This is a genomic window from Microbispora sp. H10949 (assembly GCF_014161435.1).
Lineage (GTDB): Bacteria > Actinomycetota > Actinomycetes > Streptosporangiales > Streptosporangiaceae > Microbispora > Microbispora triticiradicis.
Genome location: NZ_JABBWZ010000021.1, coordinates 1 through 17,220 on the forward strand (window position 1 = coordinate 1; position 17,220 = coordinate 17,220).

At 67.4% G+C, this 17,220-nt stretch carries 17 protein-coding genes and 1 tRNA gene; 10 read left to right on the top strand and 8 right to left on the bottom strand.

Translation table 11 applies throughout. From position 1 onward, the window contains the following. Positions 1-184: 184 nt before the first annotated feature. Genes HHX40_RS34485 through HHX40_RS34495 form a run of 3 tightly spaced genes read right to left on the bottom strand, consistent with a single transcriptional unit; the run spans position 185 to position 2,125 of the window. Entirely contained in the window at positions 185-379 is a 195-nt protein-coding gene (locus HHX40_RS34485; protein WP_111700666.1) for a hypothetical protein, read from the bottom strand. 7 nt (positions 380-386) lie between these two features. After that, positions 387-1,427, bottom strand: coding sequence for a hypothetical protein (locus HHX40_RS34490; protein WP_182883897.1), 1,041 nt, complete (start codon positions 1,425-1,427; stop codon positions 387-389). Beyond that, a complete protein-coding gene (locus HHX40_RS34495) occupies positions 1,424-2,125 on the bottom strand; it encodes a hypothetical protein (RefSeq protein ID WP_182883898.1) in 702 nt (233 codons plus the stop codon). Before HHX40_RS34495 ends, HHX40_RS34490 begins: the two co-directional genes overlap by 4 nt. A 118-nt stretch (positions 2,126-2,243) precedes the next feature. Between HHX40_RS34495 and HHX40_RS34500 the strand changes: the two genes are divergently transcribed. Continuing rightward, entirely contained in the window at positions 2,244-2,585 is a 342-nt protein-coding gene (locus HHX40_RS34500; RefSeq protein ID WP_111700664.1) for a DUF6458 family protein, read from the top strand. 96 nt (positions 2,586-2,681) lie between these two features. On the opposite strand, the gene HHX40_RS34505 is transcribed toward HHX40_RS34500, so the two are convergent. Next, complete coding sequence (locus HHX40_RS34505; RefSeq protein ID WP_182883899.1) at positions 2,682-3,128, bottom strand: hypothetical protein; 447 nt, start codon at positions 3,126-3,128, stop codon at positions 2,682-2,684. An 89-nt stretch (positions 3,129-3,217) separates the two neighbouring features. Here HHX40_RS34505 and HHX40_RS34510 point away from each other — a divergent pair. The 8 genes from HHX40_RS34510 to HHX40_RS34545 all read left to right on the top strand — a co-directional run bounded on the left by HHX40_RS34510 (position 3,218) and on the right by HHX40_RS34545 (position 13,354). After that, positions 3,218-3,291: transfer RNA gene (locus HHX40_RS34510), tRNA-Pro, on the top strand. Between the two features lie 662 nt (positions 3,292-3,953). Next, complete coding sequence (locus HHX40_RS34515) at positions 3,954-4,688, top strand: hypothetical protein (RefSeq protein ID WP_182883900.1); 735 nt, start codon at positions 3,954-3,956, stop codon at positions 4,686-4,688. Positions 4,689-5,071: 383 nt separating this feature from the next. Continuing rightward, entirely contained in the window at positions 5,072-6,847 is a 1,776-nt protein-coding gene (locus HHX40_RS34520; protein WP_310738406.1) for a serine/threonine-protein kinase, read from the top strand. 320 nt (positions 6,848-7,167) lie between these two features. Beyond that, positions 7,168-7,530 carry a hypothetical protein gene (locus HHX40_RS34525; protein ID WP_182883902.1) on the top strand — a complete coding sequence of 121 codons (363 nt, stop codon included), beginning with the start codon at positions 7,168-7,170 and terminating at the stop codon, positions 7,528-7,530. 895 nt (positions 7,531-8,425) lie between these two features. Then, positions 8,426-9,691, top strand: coding sequence for a DUF4041 domain-containing protein (locus tag HHX40_RS38055; RefSeq protein ID WP_310738407.1), 1,266 nt, complete (start codon positions 8,426-8,428; stop codon positions 9,689-9,691). Between the two features lie 168 nt (positions 9,692-9,859). Next, entirely contained in the window at positions 9,860-10,291 is a 432-nt protein-coding gene (locus HHX40_RS34535) for a plasmid mobilization protein (RefSeq protein WP_182883904.1), read from the top strand. Positions 10,292-10,302: 11 nt separating this feature from the next. Beyond that, positions 10,303-11,730 (top strand): relaxase/mobilization nuclease domain-containing protein, encoded by a 1,428-nt coding sequence (locus HHX40_RS34540; protein WP_182883905.1) that lies wholly within the window; start codon positions 10,303-10,305, stop codon positions 11,728-11,730. A gap of 817 nt (positions 11,731-12,547) precedes the next feature. After that, on the top strand, positions 12,548-13,354 hold the full coding sequence (locus HHX40_RS34545) for a hypothetical protein (protein ID WP_182883906.1): 807 nt from the start codon (positions 12,548-12,550) through the stop codon (positions 13,352-13,354). Positions 13,355-13,368: 14 nt separating this feature from the next. Here HHX40_RS34545 and HHX40_RS34550 read toward each other — a convergent pair whose 3' ends face one another. The 4 genes from HHX40_RS34550 to HHX40_RS34565 form a co-directional block, all read right to left on the bottom strand. Beyond that, a complete protein-coding gene (locus HHX40_RS34550; RefSeq protein WP_182883907.1) occupies positions 13,369-13,584 on the bottom strand; it encodes a superinfection immunity protein in 216 nt (71 codons plus the stop codon). Positions 13,585-14,215: 631 nt separating this feature from the next. Further along, entirely contained in the window at positions 14,216-15,274 is a 1,059-nt protein-coding gene (locus HHX40_RS34555) for a toprim domain-containing protein (protein WP_182883908.1), read from the bottom strand. A 25-nt stretch (positions 15,275-15,299) separates the two neighbouring features. Next, on the bottom strand, positions 15,300-16,148 hold the full coding sequence (locus HHX40_RS34560; RefSeq protein ID WP_182883909.1) for a DUF2637 domain-containing protein: 849 nt from the start codon (positions 16,146-16,148) through the stop codon (positions 15,300-15,302). Beyond that, on the bottom strand, positions 16,145-16,405 hold the full coding sequence (locus HHX40_RS34565) for a hypothetical protein (RefSeq protein WP_182883910.1): 261 nt from the start codon (positions 16,403-16,405) through the stop codon (positions 16,145-16,147). The genes HHX40_RS34560 and HHX40_RS34565 overlap by 4 nt, the downstream gene beginning before the upstream one ends. A 214-nt stretch (positions 16,406-16,619) precedes the next feature. On the opposite strand from HHX40_RS34565, the gene HHX40_RS34570 reads away from it, so the two are divergent. Then, positions 16,620-17,045 (top strand): helix-turn-helix domain-containing protein, encoded by a 426-nt coding sequence (locus tag HHX40_RS34570; RefSeq protein ID WP_182883911.1) that lies wholly within the window; start codon positions 16,620-16,622, stop codon positions 17,043-17,045. Positions 17,046-17,220: the final 175 nt, after the last annotated feature.

A 17,220-nucleotide genomic window follows, 5' to 3' on the forward strand; every position in this document is an offset into this window, starting at 1 on the left:
ACCACCCGTATGTAAACCGCATCCATGTAGCCGAACGAGGTCGCCGCCTGGGATCCGCGCGCCTCCTCTCGGCGCTGCCTGCTCGAACGCCGGTCGGCTGGACCGGTGTCCTCATCATTGGGAGTGTCTCCCGCGAGACCCGCCGAGTCCTTCACAGAGGAATGGCCAGGGGCGGGCGCCCGGGTCAGCGGCGGACGCGCCCGCCGCGCCAGCCGCCGCGCCAGGAGTTGACGCCCGCGGTGCCGACGCCGGCCTGGTGCAGGGCGAGCAGGCACAGGCCGAGGGCGATCAGCGCGGTCATGCCGATGCCGATACTCGCGTTGAGGAGGTCGAGGAGGAAGGCGATCCCGAAGACGACCGCCGCGGCGATGGCGAGCATAGTTACCTCACTTCCGGGTCAACTGGGCAAGTAACGTGCGGTACTCGTGCAGGGCCAGGCGCAGCGCCTCGGTGTCGCCCCGCTCGTTGTCCTTCCACTGGCCGAGCAGTGCCTCACGACGGGAGGTGAAGGCCGACAGGGCCTCCTCCACCAGCGCGTCCGCCTGCTCGACCGACTGACGGGGATCGTCGACGAACCCCGACTTGATCTCACGCCACCGGCCTTCCAGCGCGTCGTCCAGAACGGCCGCCGTGCCGGAGGCGTTCGTGGTCGCGGCGGGGTAGGCCACCGGGCCGTCGAGGGTTCCGGCGGTGTCCGGGGTGGTGCCGTCCGAGGTGGTGCCGGTGGGGTAGGCCACCGGCCCGTCGGCGGCGGTGCCCGTGGGCGTCAGGGCGTCCCGGTCCGCGCCGGGGGTGGTCATGTCGCCGGTGACGCCGTGGTCCACGTCGTCGTGACTCCGCCGGTCTTCGTGGGCTCCGGCCGTGTGGTCGCCGTCGGCGGTGGAGTAGCCGGCGGGCTCGTACCCGGCCGGGGTGCCCGCGACGAGGACGTCGCCCTCGACGCCGTCCCGGCGCGAGTCACGGTGCGAGTCACGGTGCGAGTCACGGTGTGAGTCACGGTGTGAGTCACGGTGCGAGTCGTGGTGCGAGTTACGAAGCGACTCGTCGGACGACGTGAGGACGTCGTCGCCCGCCCGGCCGTGCGCGTCCCGGTAGCGGTCGTCGGCGCGGTCCGCTTCGTCCCTGTCCGCATGGTTCGCGTAGTCAGGGTCGTCGACGGTGTCCCGCACCGTGCCGTCGCCGTACGCGGCGTCGTCGGTGGTGTCCTGGACCGAGCCGTCCCGGTAGCCGGCGACGTAGGCGTCGCTGGGCGCGTAGACCGGGCCGGGACCCTCGTGCTCGTCCCGCCTGGCGTCATCGAGAGCCCGCTCGCGGCGGGCCTCCTCCTCCAGAGGCTCGGGGGTCTCGGGAGTCGGCTGCTCGGTGATCTCGTCGCGCTGCTCGGTGACTTCGCCGCGCTGGTCGTACCGGTTCGTCCGCATGGTCATCGCCCCGCATTCCGCACGTCGGTCCGGCGGCCGTTCACCCGGACGCCGTCGTAGTCGTCGTACTCGTCGGTCGTGCGGGCGGTGCCGTTCCCCGCGGCGTCGTCCCCGTGGCCGTTCACACGGGTGTCGACGTGGCCGTTCGCGCGGCCGTTGACAGGGGCGTCGGCGCCGTCGCCGAGAAGCTCCTGGAAGAGCGCCCGGTAGTGGACCATCGCCTGACGAAGCTCTTCGGTGGTGGCGTCCTGGCGGGCGGCCCGGCTGCTGATCTCGTGAGCGTTGCGGTAGTGGTCCAGCGTGGTCGCGTGGGCCACCGACAGGTCGCTCAGCCGCTGCTCGAAGTCGTCGGTGGGGTAGCCGCGCTCGGCCATGACCGCGGTGACCAGGGCGTCCGCCTCGGTCACGGCGAACCCGGGAGCGTCGACGAAGTGCTCCTGCACGTCGGTCCACTTCCGCGAGTACTCGTTCCGGGTCTGCGGGTCGAGCGGGCGGATGTCCAGCTCGGCGTGGCGCTCCTCGCGGGCGCGCAGCTCCTGCTCGGCCTCCTTGCGGCTGTCGCTCTCCCGTACGGCCCGGTCGTACTCGGGGCCGAAGCGGTCCTGCAGGTGGCGCCGGCGGTTGCGCGCGGACACCAGGTAGCCGACTGCCAGGATCACCAGCACGGCGACGATCGCGACGGCCACCCATGCTACGGCGGTCATATCTGCCTCCAGGGGTGAGTGCGTTGTTCATCCGCACTGCCCGGGAATACGCGCTTCACGCATTGCGTAATCGCGGATTCTGCGGGTAAAGGGCCGTTGACCAGCAGAGGAGGTTGCCATGGGCTTCGGGGCCAGTCTCGCCTTCATCGCGGTCGGCGCGGTTCTCGCGTTCGCCGTCAAATGGGACGTTCCTGGAATCGACCTGCAGATGATCGGGTGGATTCTCATGCTCGTGGGCATCGCCGGAATGGTGCTCACCAGTCGCTACACCCGCAGGCCGCGGGTGGCCGAGGAGACGGTGGAGACCATCGAGCCGGACACGATGTACACCGTGGACCCGGCCGCCGAGCCGCACACCACCCACGTGCGCGAGACCGAGACGCACAGCACCGTCCACCCGGGGGAGCGCCGCGTACACGTGCGCGAGGAGACCACACCCCTTCCGCGCGACGGCGTGTGAGCCGTACTCGAGGACCTGTCGGGACGCGTGCATGGACGCACGGATGTCACGGTCCCTTGCCGGCCTGGTCCCCGCCTCCCGGGCCCGGCCGATCGCTCAGCGGGTCTGGCCCGACGCTTCCTGGGCCTGCTCGGTGGCGCGGCGGGCCTCGGCGAGAACCCGGGCGATGTGGGAGTCGGCTCCGGCGGGCACCTCGTGGAAGCCCCGCTCGGGGTCGTAGGCGATGTCGAGTCCGTTGCCGACCAGCCGGCTGGCCCACCGTACGGCGGTGTTGAGCTTGTCCGCTGGGATATGGCGGCCCTGGGCCACAGCCGAAAGATTGCGCAGGTTGGTGGCGGGGCCGCTCTGGCTGTGCTCACGCCGGAGCGTCCACGGCAGAGCGCGGCTGTGGTCCGTCATGCGCTTCGACAGCCCCGCTGCCCGCTTCGCCTGCAGGATGCCCGACTCCGTCACGCCGAAGTGGTCGGCGAGGCGTGCGTTCGTCCATCCCTCAGCGGCCAGCCGTGCGAGCTCCTCCTGGTCGATGCGCGTCTTCCTCGACATGATCACCAGCCTAGGCGCACCCGGCCGGTCATGTACGCACACAGCCGGAAACTGCGCTAAGGTTTGCATGTGCCCGGGTGACCGGGCCACGGGACGTAGCGCAGTTTGGCAGCGCACTTGACTGGGGGTCAAGGGGTCGTGGGTTCAAATCCCGCCGTCCCGACACTGTTTTAGCACGTCAGAGGCCTGATCACTCTCCAAGTGATCAGGCTCTTTTGTTGTCTGACCGTCGTTTGACCGTGAAGGCGAACGTGCCGACCGCTCCCGACCGGTGCCCGTCAATACCGGAGCTGACCAGGGGATCCACGGTCAACGAAGGTGCGCGTGGCCGCCGTGTTCAAATGAACCTTCTCGCCATCGCAGGAAGCTGTCCGTTTTGGCGGGATTCGACGCAGCGAATCTACGTTGTAAAGGCCGTGGTCTCGTGCTTCAAACGTCGTCAAGATGCGTCATACGCCCGCACGCGAGGATGGGCCGCACGTACTGCAGAGCTCCTGCGCGCTGCTCAACAGGAGCCCATCCGGTGCACTGCCGCTAGAGAGCGACGGTGCGTCGCGAGTACTGTCCTCCCGTGAGATCTTGTCGGCGTGATCTTCCCTTTCGTTCCTGTCGCTGCCGCCGTACACGTGCCTCGGAAAGTGCCCGTGAAGGGTTGAGAGGATCGGTGCGGTCATGAGGGCTGTGTGGGGCGGCCCATGGCCAGTGATGGATCCGGACATTCCGGAGGTCGACAAGCGTCGCATGATAGGCAATCCTGCGCTCACTGGCCTCCGTCCGCTCATACACCCGACGAGCAGAGGGGGTAATAAGCGCCTCGGGGCGGTCGTGGCTTTCATCGCCTCGGCCTGGTTCGGGTGGCTGAGCCTGCGCTTCGCTTGGAAGGGAGACGGTGTCGCCGCTGCTACATATGGATGCCTCGCCCTGGTTATCCTGCCCTTCCTCGTGAAGCAATTGGTGGGTCTCATCCATCAAGAGCGGGCATCACCCGAGCGCCTGATCGGCCTCTATCGATCCAGGTACGTCATTCCAGCCGACCTCGATTTCGATGCTCTGATGCTGCTCGAACGAGCCGGCCTCGCTGTTCGGATTGTCAAAGCCTCGCAGGTTCAGCAACTGGGTCTGCTTGACGGGATGGCCAACGACCTGATCCTCCCGCGGCAACTGTGGGAGATCGCACGGATGCTCAGGAGCCAGACGAGCCTTCGGAGAGAACAGGCCAGAGCGCTCCGGGGAGCCGTCACGCCTGAGTTGCTCGCCGTGATCAAACCTCAGCACATGGCGCTACAGCGTTCCGTCCAGGCCGTTGCGAAGCGGGTGGCCGAACTTGAGATGTATGCACGCCGCGTACAGGAGGCGGATGCGGCGCTTAGGGCTCAAGAACTCCTGAAGAGCAACGACAAGTATCGCGACCTTCTGGCACATACGGACGATCTTGAAGGTATGCGAATGCTTGGCGTTCAAGCTGAGGCTACCCAAGAGACTCTGGCGCGAAGCGTTCGGGAGGCGATCGCGGCCGGGCACATCCTCGCTTTACCTATGGAGTCACCCTCCAGGGCGTGATCAGGGAGGCGTCTCTGAAGAGAAGTTTCGCCCCCTTTGTCGCATGCTATGTGACGCGGTATAGGAGGGGCACCGCCGTGCCGACATCATCTGGTGCTGATCCTTCTCATTGGGGATAATCTCTCGCGATCATCCACATCGCCCGAAGTGGGACCCCCTTGATCATCCCTCCGCGTCCTGACGCACGTTGGTCGTTCAACCCGCCACCGGGATGGACCGTTCCGAAGGGATGGGAGCCACCAGTCGACTGGGCAGGCCCCGATCCCGGTTGGCCGGCCGCGCCGCCGTACTGGCTGTGGTGGACCGAGCCTTCTCCGCCTGGCTCGGTGTCGGGCTCCCGGCCCCGAGGCGTCTCGCCGCTGCAGGGACACGACCCAGCGAAGGTGGGGCCTTACCGGATAGTCGGACGGCTCGGCGCCGGCGGAATGGGAATCGTCTACGCGGGTGTCGATCACGTCGGGCAGCGAGCAGCGGTCAAGCTGATCCACGAGATGCACGCTGCGGACCAGGAGTTCAGGATCAGGTTCCGGCGAGAGATCGCCACGCTGCGCCGAGTGCAGGGCGCATGCTGTGTGAGGATTCTCGCGGCAGATCCCGATGCCGCTAAACCGTGGCTCGCGACGGAGTACATCTCTGGCCTGACACTCGGTGATCATGTCGGCGTACACGGACCGCTGCGCGGGGACGAGCTGTTCGGATTGGCGGCCGGGCTCGCGGAGGCGTTGGTCGCCGTGCACGCCGTAGGGGTGGTGCACAGGGATCTCAAGCCTTCTAACGTGATGCTGTCGCCGACGGGGCCACGACTGGTCGACTTCGGGATCGCCCGCACGATGGACGCGACCTCCCTCACAAGGACCGGGCTGGTAATCGGTTCCCCCGGATGGGTGAGTCCGGAGGACTATGCCGGGGGCCGGGTCGGACCAGCCTCGGACGTGTACGGCTGGGCACTTGTCGTCCTGTACGCCGCGACGGGGGCTCATCCGTACGGAACGGGTCGCCCAGAGGTTCTCGCTCTCAAGGTTATGAATGAAGAGGTTGACACCGGGAGCTTGCCGGGGGGACTTCGCCCATTGGTCGACATTGCTCTGGCCAAATCACCCGCTGCACGTCCCACCATCAACGACGTCCTCGCGGAGGTCGCCCGTATCTGGCGTGACCGACATGGGGAAGGCACAACCAAGATCTGGAGCCCCGCAGCGGACATCACAGCGCTGTTGGACAGTACCTGGACCTTCCGCTTGGACGAGGCTCCGAATTGGCCATCGGAGCTGCCGCATCCGCAGCGACGTCAACTACGGCGGTACCTAACTGCCGCGGCCTCGGTGGCCGTCATCGCGAGCGTAGGTGCGCTGCTTCTCACTCTCCTCCCTGAACGAACCACTCAGCAGCATCCGCTATCTGCAGCCGTGACTGTCGCTCCGTCCAACCAAGCATCCTCCAATGGTTCGGCAACTCCGTCTTCGACGCCGAATGTGTCTGTCGTCGCAACCAGTCCTGCGGCCCCCCTCCCGGTGCCTGAGACCGCGGTGGAACTCGCCGCCGCCCTCGACCTGGCACTCAGTGTTACGCCGGCAGCCAGATTTTCGTTCGACGGCGGCTTCACCCAAAGCAGCGCTTTCGCAAAGGCTACTGGCCGCGTCCTGAGCCGCGGTGCCCGCTACTACGACGACTTCGAGATGGACGTCCATCCTTCCGAAGATACGGCTGGGCACTACGTCATTCTGGGCAACGGCGACCTATACCTGAACAAATCGCGAGCGAAGGCTCTTCTGCTGGAGGAACAGAGTCCAGCAGACGCGAGCTGGTATGCCCTCATGGTCGCCGGTACGGCTGGGCCGTCTGTCATCCACGAGGTGGTCGCGAACAGCACCCAGATGCACAGGAAGGGCCGCACGTATTCCGGAGTGCTGCCCGGGAAGGAGACCAGCGGTCGCCTGAGGATGCTGCTGAGCTCCTGGCTCGGAGGGGATCTGGATGAGACCGGCAGCAGCTCCTACCTCGCTTACACACTTACGATCGACGCTGACAACCGGCCGAAGAGATTCAAGCTGATCTGGAAGATCCCCGTAGGTGATCGTGGAACCTATGAGTCTGAGTTCACCACCACCTATCAAAGCTGGACGGAATCCGTAGAGATCTCCAAGCCTGTCGGCGAATAGGGCGAACTCCAAGGAGAGAAGGGATCGTCCGATCCTGGCGCCGCTTCGGACCAGTTTGGCAGCCGAGGGCAACAGGGAGTCGCCCGTGCATCCTCTCAGTCCAGCTCTGCAGTTGAGATTCCGAAGCCAGGCGGCGGAGTTCGGGCCTGCGCCTGGGTGGTTAGGGAGCGGCGATCAGAGGTCGGGGGTCCCCGAAGAGCCGTCGGCGCCCCTCGTACGTGGCGACACGATCTTGCGAGTGCTTGACGTACTTGCCTGGCTACGCAAAGTATTTGTCCTGCAGCGATTTATCGGGGGGATAAATGGGATCGCGAGCAGGGGTGTCGATCACGCTGGTCGTCGGGGCGCTGATTCTGGTTCCAGTTGGAGCGGTGTCTGCGGGGACGCCTGGCTGGAACGACGCTTACGGTGACGGTCGGGTGACCGTGCCGGCAGATCGATCAATGATCAAGGTGTGCGACGCCACGGTGGACAACCTGGCCTACAAGGCGGTCTGGCACAACGACAATCCCGTCGATGCGCGGAAGCCGTTCGAGGTGCGGGCGCCGCAGGGTGGTTGCGCGACCGACAGTTCCCTGTTCGGATCGGTGAAGGTCTTCAAGCTCTGTCAGGGGCAGATCGGTACGAACAAGCGCGTGAAGTGGGGCGTCTGCAGGGCGGCGGTGTGGCCGGGCGGTCGTTAATCGACCTGCATGATGAGCGCCGAGGCGACGTGATGGCGGAGCGGAGGTTCAGGATCACGTACCTCCGCTGTCCCCTCCGAGGGTTTGTTGGATCTCGCCTTGCTTCTGTTCCACCACGGTTTTGATCAGGGTGGCCAAGCCCAGCGCAACGCCGGCGATGATTGCCGTGATGATGACCCACTCGACCGCTGAGGCTCCGCGAGTGGGGGCCGTTCGTGCGCGTTGTATCCGAACGGCAAGGCATGCTCGCAGGTAGATGACCCAGGGGTGGTTCACGCTGCCTCAACATCCTTCAGAGCAGTACGGGTGTGACTGACGGCGGTCGGGGAGTTGCCTCGCAGGTCGCCGCCAGTCCTGCGCTGATTACTACTCGTCATAGCTCGCGCACGTATTGTTGCCGATGGTGTCGGTGTGCGAGGCGGAATCGCTCTGGAATCTGGAACTCCGGCCAGTTGATCCGCGGTGCCCCCACGGTTCGCTGTGTTGCCTCGCTCGACCACGTCCGCCGTGCTGCCTGCCAACCAACCCCGGCCGCTAGGCGTGCGTGCCGCTTTTGCCGGACGCGTCCCGTGCTCACGGTTCGATCACAGTTGCCTGTGGCCGCCTGATGTTCGTGCACCGCCGTTATCAGCTGGCCGTCCTCCTTCTCGACCGGTGACCAGCCGGGTTGACGCGAGGGAGGGCGCTGATGACGGAGTACCGGTTCAACTCGCCGCCGGGGTGGCCGGCCCCGCCTCCTGGATGGCGGCCTTCTCCTGGATGGCAGCCGGACCCGTCCTGGCCTCCGCCCCCCGCAGGCTGGCAGTTCTGGGTGGCCGACGACGGGTCCGCTCACGCACCCGTTCCGTCGCCTGCTCCTGCTCCTGCTGGGACGAACGGCCGTCACGCCATGCCGGTGCGTGAGGCTCCCGTAGTTCCGGTTCCGGAACGTTCCGGCGGCGGGCTGTTCGGCGGCAAGAAGCGGTTGGAGGCGGAGAACGCCCAGCTGCGGGAGTGGGTCGAGCGGCTCGGCGGCCTGGACGCGATGCAGATCACCGCCGTGACCGAGCAACTGCGCGCGGAGCAGGCCCGATTGCAGGCGGCGATCCAGGACGCCGATCACCGGCTGCGGGAGATCGAAACGCAGATCGTGCAGACCGAGGACGTCGCCTTGCTGCAGGAGGTCGGCGTCTATGAGTACCAGCATCCCCTCGGCGACGCGGTCGCATACAAGGCCAAGCTGGCCGAGGTCAAGGACAAGATCAAGAGCATGGCCCGCGCCGGGCAGGCTGTGCTGGGCGCGACGAACTGGACGGTCAACGGCTCCGCAGCCGAGGGGCGGCGGATGGTGCGGGACTTCTCCAAGCTGATGCTCCGCGCCTACAACGCCGAGGCCGACAACTGCGTACGCACCATGCGGCCGTACAAACTGCAGTCGGCGATCGACCGGCTGAGCAAGGCCGGCGAGGCCATCGTCAAGCTCGGCAAGACGATGCACATCCACGTCAGCGACGACTACCACCGCTTACGGGTGTACGAGCTGCAGCTGACCGCCGACTACCTGGCCAAAGTCGAGGAGGAAAAGGAACAGGTCCGCGCGCAGCGGGAGCGGCAGCGGGAGGAGGAGGCCGCGCGCCGGGAGTTCGAACGCGAGAAGGCCCGCCTGCGCAAGGAGGAGTCCCACTACCGCACCGCCTTGGCCAAGCTGCTGGCGAACGGCGACACGGCAGGCGCGGAGGAGCTGAAGGCGAAGCTGGAAGAGATCGGCGCCGCGGTCGCCGATGTGGAGGCGCGCGAGGCCAACATCCGGGCGGGCTATGTGTATGTGATCTCCAACATCGGCGCGTTCGGCGAGAACGTCGTGAAGATCGGCATGACCCGGCGGCTGGAACCCGAAGACCGGGTGCGTGAGCTGGGGGACGCCTCGGTGCCGTTCAAGTTCGACACCCACGCGCTGATCTTCAGCGACGACGCCGTCTCCCTCGAAGGCCGGCTCCACGACGAACTGCGCGAGCGGCGGGTCAACAAGGTCAACACTCGCCGTGAGTTCTTCTACGCCACACCAGCGGAGGTCCGCGACCTGCTGGAGAAGATCGCCGGCCAGCACCTGCTGGAGTACCGCGATGTGCCCGAGGCGTTGGAATGGCGGCAGTCGGCTCACGGCGCTGCACCCGCAGTCTGAGTCCCGCAGGGCGGGAGAGCAAGATATTCGTAATGTCCCATTACCGCTGCATCCGGCGGGATGCAGCGGGGGACATTCGTGATCAGAACCGCCCACTCCCGCTACCTGTCGGGGGTGGGTTCTGATCGATAGCGACCGGGCGCGGTCGTCGGGGGAGTGGTCACGAGCATGTCCGATGGGGGAGAGGACACCGGGTCCAGCAGGGGGTCCAAGCAGGTGCGGCAGCGGCGGCGTCAACGCCAGCCGGTGCCGCGGCCGCACGTGGTGAAGTTCGTGCTGACCGAGGAGGAGTACGCCGACCTCCGCACGGCCGCCGAGCGTCTTGGGCTGGCGCACGGGGCGTACGCGGCAGAGGCGGCCTTGGCGGCGGCGCGGATGGTGAACCCACCGATGCCCGACCCGCTGCGCGAGGCGCTGATCGAGCTGATGCACGCCGCCGGCCAGGTGCGCCGCATCGGGGTCAACCTCAACCAGGCCGTCGCTGCGCTCAACGCGACCGGCGCTGATCCCGGCAACCTCGTTCCGTACGCCGCCGCGTGTGCGCGGGCGTTGCAGCGGCTGGACGGAATTGCGGAAGCGGTCCGGAAGGCGCTCCGGTGATAGGAAAGGTGATGCGCGGGCGCCGCGTCGGCGGGTTGCTGTATTACCTGTACGGCCCGGGCCGGGCCAACGAGCACGTCAACCCGCACGTCGTCGCCGGATGGCGGCATCCGGCCGAGCTGGAGCCGTCGCTCCGTACGGAAGGCGGGCGGGATTTCCGAAATCTGATCGGATTGCTCAACCAGCCGCTCGCCGCGCTGGGGGAGCGCGGGTACGCCGAGCCGGTGTGGCACTGCGTCGCCCGTGCCGCACGCCAGGACCGCATCCTGAACGATGACGAGTGGGCGCAGGTCGCCCAGGAGATCATGACCCGCACGGGTCTCGCGTCGGCCGACGATGACACCGGCGTGCGCTGGGTCGCCGTACGGCACGCCGACGACCACATCCATATCGTCGCCACGCTCGCCCGCCAGGACGGCACCAAGCCCCGGACCTGGAACGACTTCTACCGCGTACGGGAGGCCTGCCAAGCCGTCGAGCGCCGGTACGCCCTGCGCATGACGGCCCCGGGGGACCGGACGGCGGCGCGCCGGCCGACCCGCAGCGAGACGGAACAGACCCGGCGGCGCGGGTGGGATGAGGTGCCGCGGACGGTGCTACGGCAGCACGTCGTCACCGCAGCCGCCGCAGCGGCCTCGGAAGAGGAGTTCTTCCGGTCGTTGGAAGCCGCCGGGGTGCTGGTGCGGCAGCGGATGAGCCAGCGCAATCCCGGCGAGGTGACGGGGTACGCGGTGGCGCTGCCGAAGCATCGCAACCGCGCCGGCGAGCTGGTGTGGTTCGGCGGTGGCAGGCTCGCCGCCGACCTCACTCTTCCGAAACTCCGTGCGCGGTGGAGCAGCGGAAGCGATCACCACCCCGGCGGTACGGGCGCGGACGAACGCCGGGAGATCTGGGAGCTGGTGACGACGGCTGCCCGTCAGGCCGCCGCGCAGTTGCGTGAAGCCACAGCCGGCGAACCGGGCGGCGCGGCGGACGTGCCCGGCGCCACCTCTGATTTGCTGCATGTCGCGGCGCGCCTGCTGAAGGACCGGCGGCTGCACAACGCCGTAGAGGCCTTCGATCGTGCCGCGCGGGAGCCGTACGCGCGGATTCCGCCCCCGACACGAGCAGGGCTGGAGCTGCGGAGGGCCGTGCGAAGGCTCGCTGCCGGGGCGCGCGGGCCCGCAGGATCGCTCATCGCCGACATCGCGGCGCTCGTCGCCGCCGTGGCCGAGCTCCGTACGGCCCAGGGCAGGATGGCCCAGGCGGTCGCGGCACGAGCGGCCGCGCAACAGCTCGCCGTGGCGTCACCTGCGGCGGGTGCCCCGGTACGGCTGGCCGCGGCGGACTTCCCGCAGCCCGCCGCCAGGCCGCTCGGCACGGATTCCGGCCAAAATCCGCGCTCGTCCGGGCGTTCCGCCGGTCCTCTGGCACCGTCCGCGTCACCCCGGCATAGGTAGCTGGAAGATCGTTATTTTGCTCGTGCGACTCGGCTCTGAGCTGCGCTGTTGCACCGGCCTAGCTGCCTATCGTGGTTGATCATCTTCGCTTCGTGATCGACCCGGGGGTGCCGTCGTGACAGCCAGCAATCCGTTCCGAGGCCGGACGGCGATGTGGCGGTCGGCTGCCGCAGGAGTGCTGGCAGGCGCCGCAGCGCTGGCCGTGGCGGGGACGGCTCAGGCGGACCCGCCGCCCGGCTGCCCGCACCTGACCGGTACGGCAGGCCGGTACGTCGACAACACGAAGTTGTGTGCGGCCATGCAGCGCGAGGTGCAGAACTGGCTCGCTGGCAACAGCATCGACGTGGGCCGCGCCGTACGGGACTCGTGGCGCGGGCAGGCCTCCCAACCGGCCCCGGAGCAGCCCCAACAGGTCGTACCACTTCCGCAGGTCCCGCAGCAGTCGACAACTGCTCCAGCCGCCACACCTTCTCCCATGGTTACAAAGAGTCCCGAGAAGCCGGAGGCGGCGGCACCAGTAAGCCGTGACCGTGAAGCGGAGGAGCATTACGTCCAGAACCGGCCCCGGCGCGATCACCGGCGGACAGGCCATCCTGCGGCGAGCCCGGCAGCAGCGGTCACGAGGGAGAAGCCGCTGGTGATAGAGGAAGCGGCGGCGAGACGTGGGCTTGGTCGCCAGCCAACGGCAATCATCACCCGAACGCCTTCAGCCAAGCCGTTGACGCGGCCAAAGAGGAGCCCTGCACCGCGGCCGACGCTCACCGAAAAGCCGGCACCCTCCGCAGCCAACACTGCTCTGGAGTCGTCGGCGTCGACGTTGCCCCTGACGATTCCTGCGGGCCTCGCCGCGCTGCTTGTCCTCGCCATCGCCTACCGCCGACGACGCCAGCTGGCCGGCGGTGCGGTGACGTGGTGGCGGCGCGCCCGCCTGACGAGGCAGGGCGATCGACTGGTTCGCTACAGCGAGGTGAGGGACACGTTGCCGTTCCCACCGGTGGAAGCCTCGGAAGAGTCGGTCACCGTCGTAAGGGCCGACGCGGAGGCGGCCGACGCAACGCTCGATGCCAAGTTCGGGGAGGAGCCGACGAGCCTGGGCTATCTGCTCGCGCTAGCAGCCCTGAACGGCATGGGACTAACTGGTCAGGGTGCGGAGGACGTAGCACGCGCGATGCTCCTTGAGCTGCTCGCCGGACGGGACATTACGGCCCAGGTGCTCATGCCACGCGACGACGCGGTCCGCCTCTTCGGTCAGAAAGCGAAGCACGAGAGGGTCCCTGCGCTGGTGGTGCTCGACACCTTGCAGGAGGTGGTGACCGAGCTGGAAGTGGAGATCGTCAGGCGAACGGGGCAGCGTACGGGGGCCGGTGTTCCCGAGGACCAGCCGTGGCTGTTCGTCGTCGCCTCGCCCGGTGCCGCCGCCGAGCGGCTGCATCGCATCGTCCAAGGTGGCATGGAAGATTTGATCCTCGGGGTGTTCCTCGGTGACTGGCCCTACGGCATCACCTGCACGGTCGACAACAGCGGCGCGATCCGGAGTCTGGAAGGGCGCTCCGCGCCTGCCTGGACCGGGCGCTACTTGAGGACTTGTAGCCAGGAGGCGGCCGCTCGGCAACTGCTCACCTGATTGTTGGACCAGGATCAACGGCGGTCGTGGCGCGTGGGGAGCATGAACGCCGCGATCAGCGCTGCCGGCCAGCCAATGCACGTTAAGCCGCCAAGGCAGTTGAGCGCGAAGAGCAGGGCGAAGTTTTCGACACCGCGCAGGAGCCCGATCAGCGCGGGCAGGAGGTACAGCACAACGAGCAGCAGGATCAGGCCAATCCAGAACACATAGCTGTGCGCGAGGGCGTCCACCTCTCACATCCTTCCGTAATCAGACAATCACGAAAGGCGATTAGGTGCAGCTGTCCGCGCTGGCTTCGCCGTAGCTCCCGCAGTCGTCCTGGCGTTGCCGCACGTTCCGACGACCTTGTCGATGGTGTGCGGGAAGTCCTCCTGAGCGAGCTTCACGGCCGGAGGCAGCTGAGGCCGAACGGGAGCGCGGTATCCGGTGCGGGGACGTGGCTCCCGGGCGAACAGGGGGGCGACCTCTCGCATGGCTGCTTCGGGAGTATGTCCTTCGACCCGCAGGCGGTCATAGCGGTACATGGCATACGGGTGGAGCTCCCGGAGCCGGCTCTCGCACCTCAGCAGTGCGCGCTCAGCGCCCGGGTCGCTCGTCGCGTACGGCAGGGCCGCTCCCCAGGCGCGGCTCACCTGCAGCAGGTCTGCGCTGCGTAGCCATGCCGGATCGTTCGCGGGCAGCCACTGCAGGCGCGCCGCCCGGTGGGCGGCGCGTTGCCGGGCGCGGAGGGCATCCGCTGCCTGGCGCTGTCGCTCGGCTTGTTCCCGTACGCGCTGAGCTCTCAGCTGTAGCAGGACCTGGGCAGTCGTGACGGCGATGGGAGCCATGCGCGCAGCACGTTGTACTCCCTGGGCCGCGGCCTCACGGAGTGGGTCCGCGTAGTGATCGTTCACTGGGTTTCCTTCCTGCTGGTGACGCTGCTGCACCGTTGATCGTGGGCGGTGTGGGGAAGTCGGCGAGTGCGAGCCTGGTGGTCACGAAGTCTGCGACGGTCTCGGTGACTGCGGCGTGGTCGAAGTCGAGCCGGTCGGCCACTCGTGCCACCTGGCGGGCCACGTCAGCCGGTGCCATCGCGGAGATGGCCTTCCCCGCAGATCGCAGGGTATTCAGGCGGCCCTCGGGGTAGACGAGGTGCTCCTGCCAGGGTTCGATGGCCGTATCCGTCACGAGGTCGGCCAACGGGCGGGCCTGGGTGTGCAGGATCTTGGCCAGTGCGTCTGGTCCCGCGTCGCGGAGCACGCCGGCCGGGTCCTGACCGGCAGAGAACACGACTGCCTCAGCTGTGCAGATGTTTTTGAACAGGGCGTAGGAGTGGACGGCAGCTGTACGGCCGGCCGAGTCTCCGTCGAAGGCAATCACGACGCCATTGGTGAGGGCCGTGGCCGCGCGCAGGGCCGCGACGTGCTCGGAGGTGAGCGCGGTGCCGCACGGTGAAACGCCGGCCAATTGTCCCTTGCAGACGGCGCTGATCGCGATGGCGTCCAGCGGGCCTTCGGCGATGACGGGTTTGAGATCCGCGGTCAGAGTGTGTACGCCAAACAGGGCGCGCCCCTTAGCGTAGAGAGGCGTGCGAGGGCTTTTGAGGTACTTGGGCTCGCTGTCTCGGCTGCGGGCGACGAAGGCGATCGTGGCGCCGTCGGGGTCCTTGATCGGCAGCATGACTCGGTCGCGGAAGAAGTCGATGAGCATGCCGCGGTTGGTCCGCCTGGCAAGGCCGGATTGTTCGATCGCGGTGTCACTGAACCCACGGGTACGCAGGTGTCGTGTGAGCGCTCGCCAGTCGTTCGGCGCGTAGCCGACGCGCCAGCTGCGTTGGGTGCCGAGGTCGAAGCCGCGGTCGCGGAGGTAAGCGGGGACCCAGCTGTTCGTGCGGCAGGCCTGGAAGAAGAGCTCGGCCTGCCGGTGGATGTTGATGAGCATGGGACAGGTCCACATTCGGCTGGCGTTAGACGGTCTCGCGGCGGAGCCCGATGGTGGTGGCCAGCCAGCGCAGCCGCTCGTTGGCGATGCGGTGGCCCTGAGCGCGGAGCTGGGCGGCCAGGTCCATCTGGCTCAGCCGTACGCCGCGCTGCTCGGCCCTGGCGACGATGGCCTGAGCCGCCTGGATGAGCTGGTCGTCGGAGTCCTGCTGCTGCGGAATCTGCGGAGTCGGAAAGGCCGCGCCCGCGAGGTGGAGTCGTACGGAGGTCCGCTCGGACAGAGGTGCCTTCCATCGCCACAGCCAGCGGCCGTGCGCCTGGTGGAGCACGGAGACGGCTTCCAAGTGGAGGTATTCGAGCTGGAGGCCACGGGCGTAGCTGGTGACGTTCCACAGCACCATGCGCCGCCAGAGCATGAAGCTGGAGATGGGGGCCAGGAGCCAGCGCGAGAGGGGTACGCGCTCGCGTCGGGTGCCGGTTGTCAGGCCGACCCAGCGGCGGATGAGGTGGCGGATTCCCTCGATCACCGTGACGAAGAGGACGGGCATGGCCGCATGCATGAGGCCGGCGATCGGGTCGCCCTGCGCGGCGGCGATGTTGAGGACGACGGTGGCGGCGATGAACGCCCAGGCGATCCAGTGCAGGACCGGCCAGGGCAGATCGGTGAACTCCATGAGGAGGTCCCAGGCCAGCAGGGCGAGGATGCCGAGGTCGATGCCGATCGGGACGATCCACGCCTGCGGGCCGAACCACGGCTCGGCGAGGTGCCGCAGCGTGGCAAAGGAGCCGATCCCGCCCAGTACGGCCAGGGCGACCACGAGCGGAGCCACGACGCAGGCGGCCAGAGTGACGGCCCGGGTGAGGTTGCGGGTCACCGAGCGCCACCTCCGGCAAGGTGGGTCGCGGCTCGGGCGACGCCCTCGTCGTTGGCGGGGGAGAGGATCAGGCCGTGGTGAGTGACGTAGGCGTAGACGCCTTCGGCGCCCGCGCAGTACACGGTTTCGGTGCCGACGGTGAGGGCCCACTGGCCGTTGCGGCGGCGGATCAGCCGGGCCGGTCGGTGACGGCTGACCTCAAGGCCGAGGCGGACGAGTCGTTCGTGACGAGCTTTGCTCTCGTCAGGTGCTCGCATCGGTGTGGCTCGCATCGGTAACCTTCGGGCGTGGAGAGGCGGACTCCATCAACTAAAGTTCATGACGAGAGCAGGATAGGCACTCTCCGTCACCGACTGTCAACTAAAAGCGATAGAGCTGGGTATGTGTCGCTCCAACTTGATGTGGTGAGCAGTGGCTGACGACCGAAGCGCGGCGAACACCATGCGGTCTCTCGCCGACAAGATCGAGTGGTTGATCCAGAACCGCTGGCCGGCGGGCAGCAGGCCACCGAAGAACAACCTTGAGGCGGCGGCGGCGATCTCGGAGGCGACGGGCGAGGAACTGTCCTCGACGACGATCTGGAAGCTGCGGACGGGGAGGTCGGACAACCCCCAGCTCAAGACGTTGAAGGCGCTGGCGAAGTTCTTCGGCGTGCCGATCGGCTACTTCGGCGACGACGAGGAGGCCGAGACGACGGCCGACCAGGTAGTGGCATCATCTTTAATCGGCGATTCTGGCCTCAACCGTGAGGCGCTCCGCGCCCTGGTCGAGATGTCCGACGGTGGCCGCCAGCTCGTGGCCGACTTCATCATCAGCGCCGCCCGCCTCGAACGCGGCAAAGCCCAGCAGAGGGGAGGAAATGAACCGAAGCGTGATCGTTACTCCAACCGTGCATAGCTATCCTCATCAGCTTATGGGGCCAGGCTGCCGGCGGATTCCCCCAATTTAAGCCACTGTGCGGGCCTGCGCGATAGTGCGACAACTACTGTGGAGCTCCCGCGCAAAGACTTATACCACCTCCGATGTGACTCAGCACCAGCTGAATGAGGGGCGCTAAATTTCACTCACATAA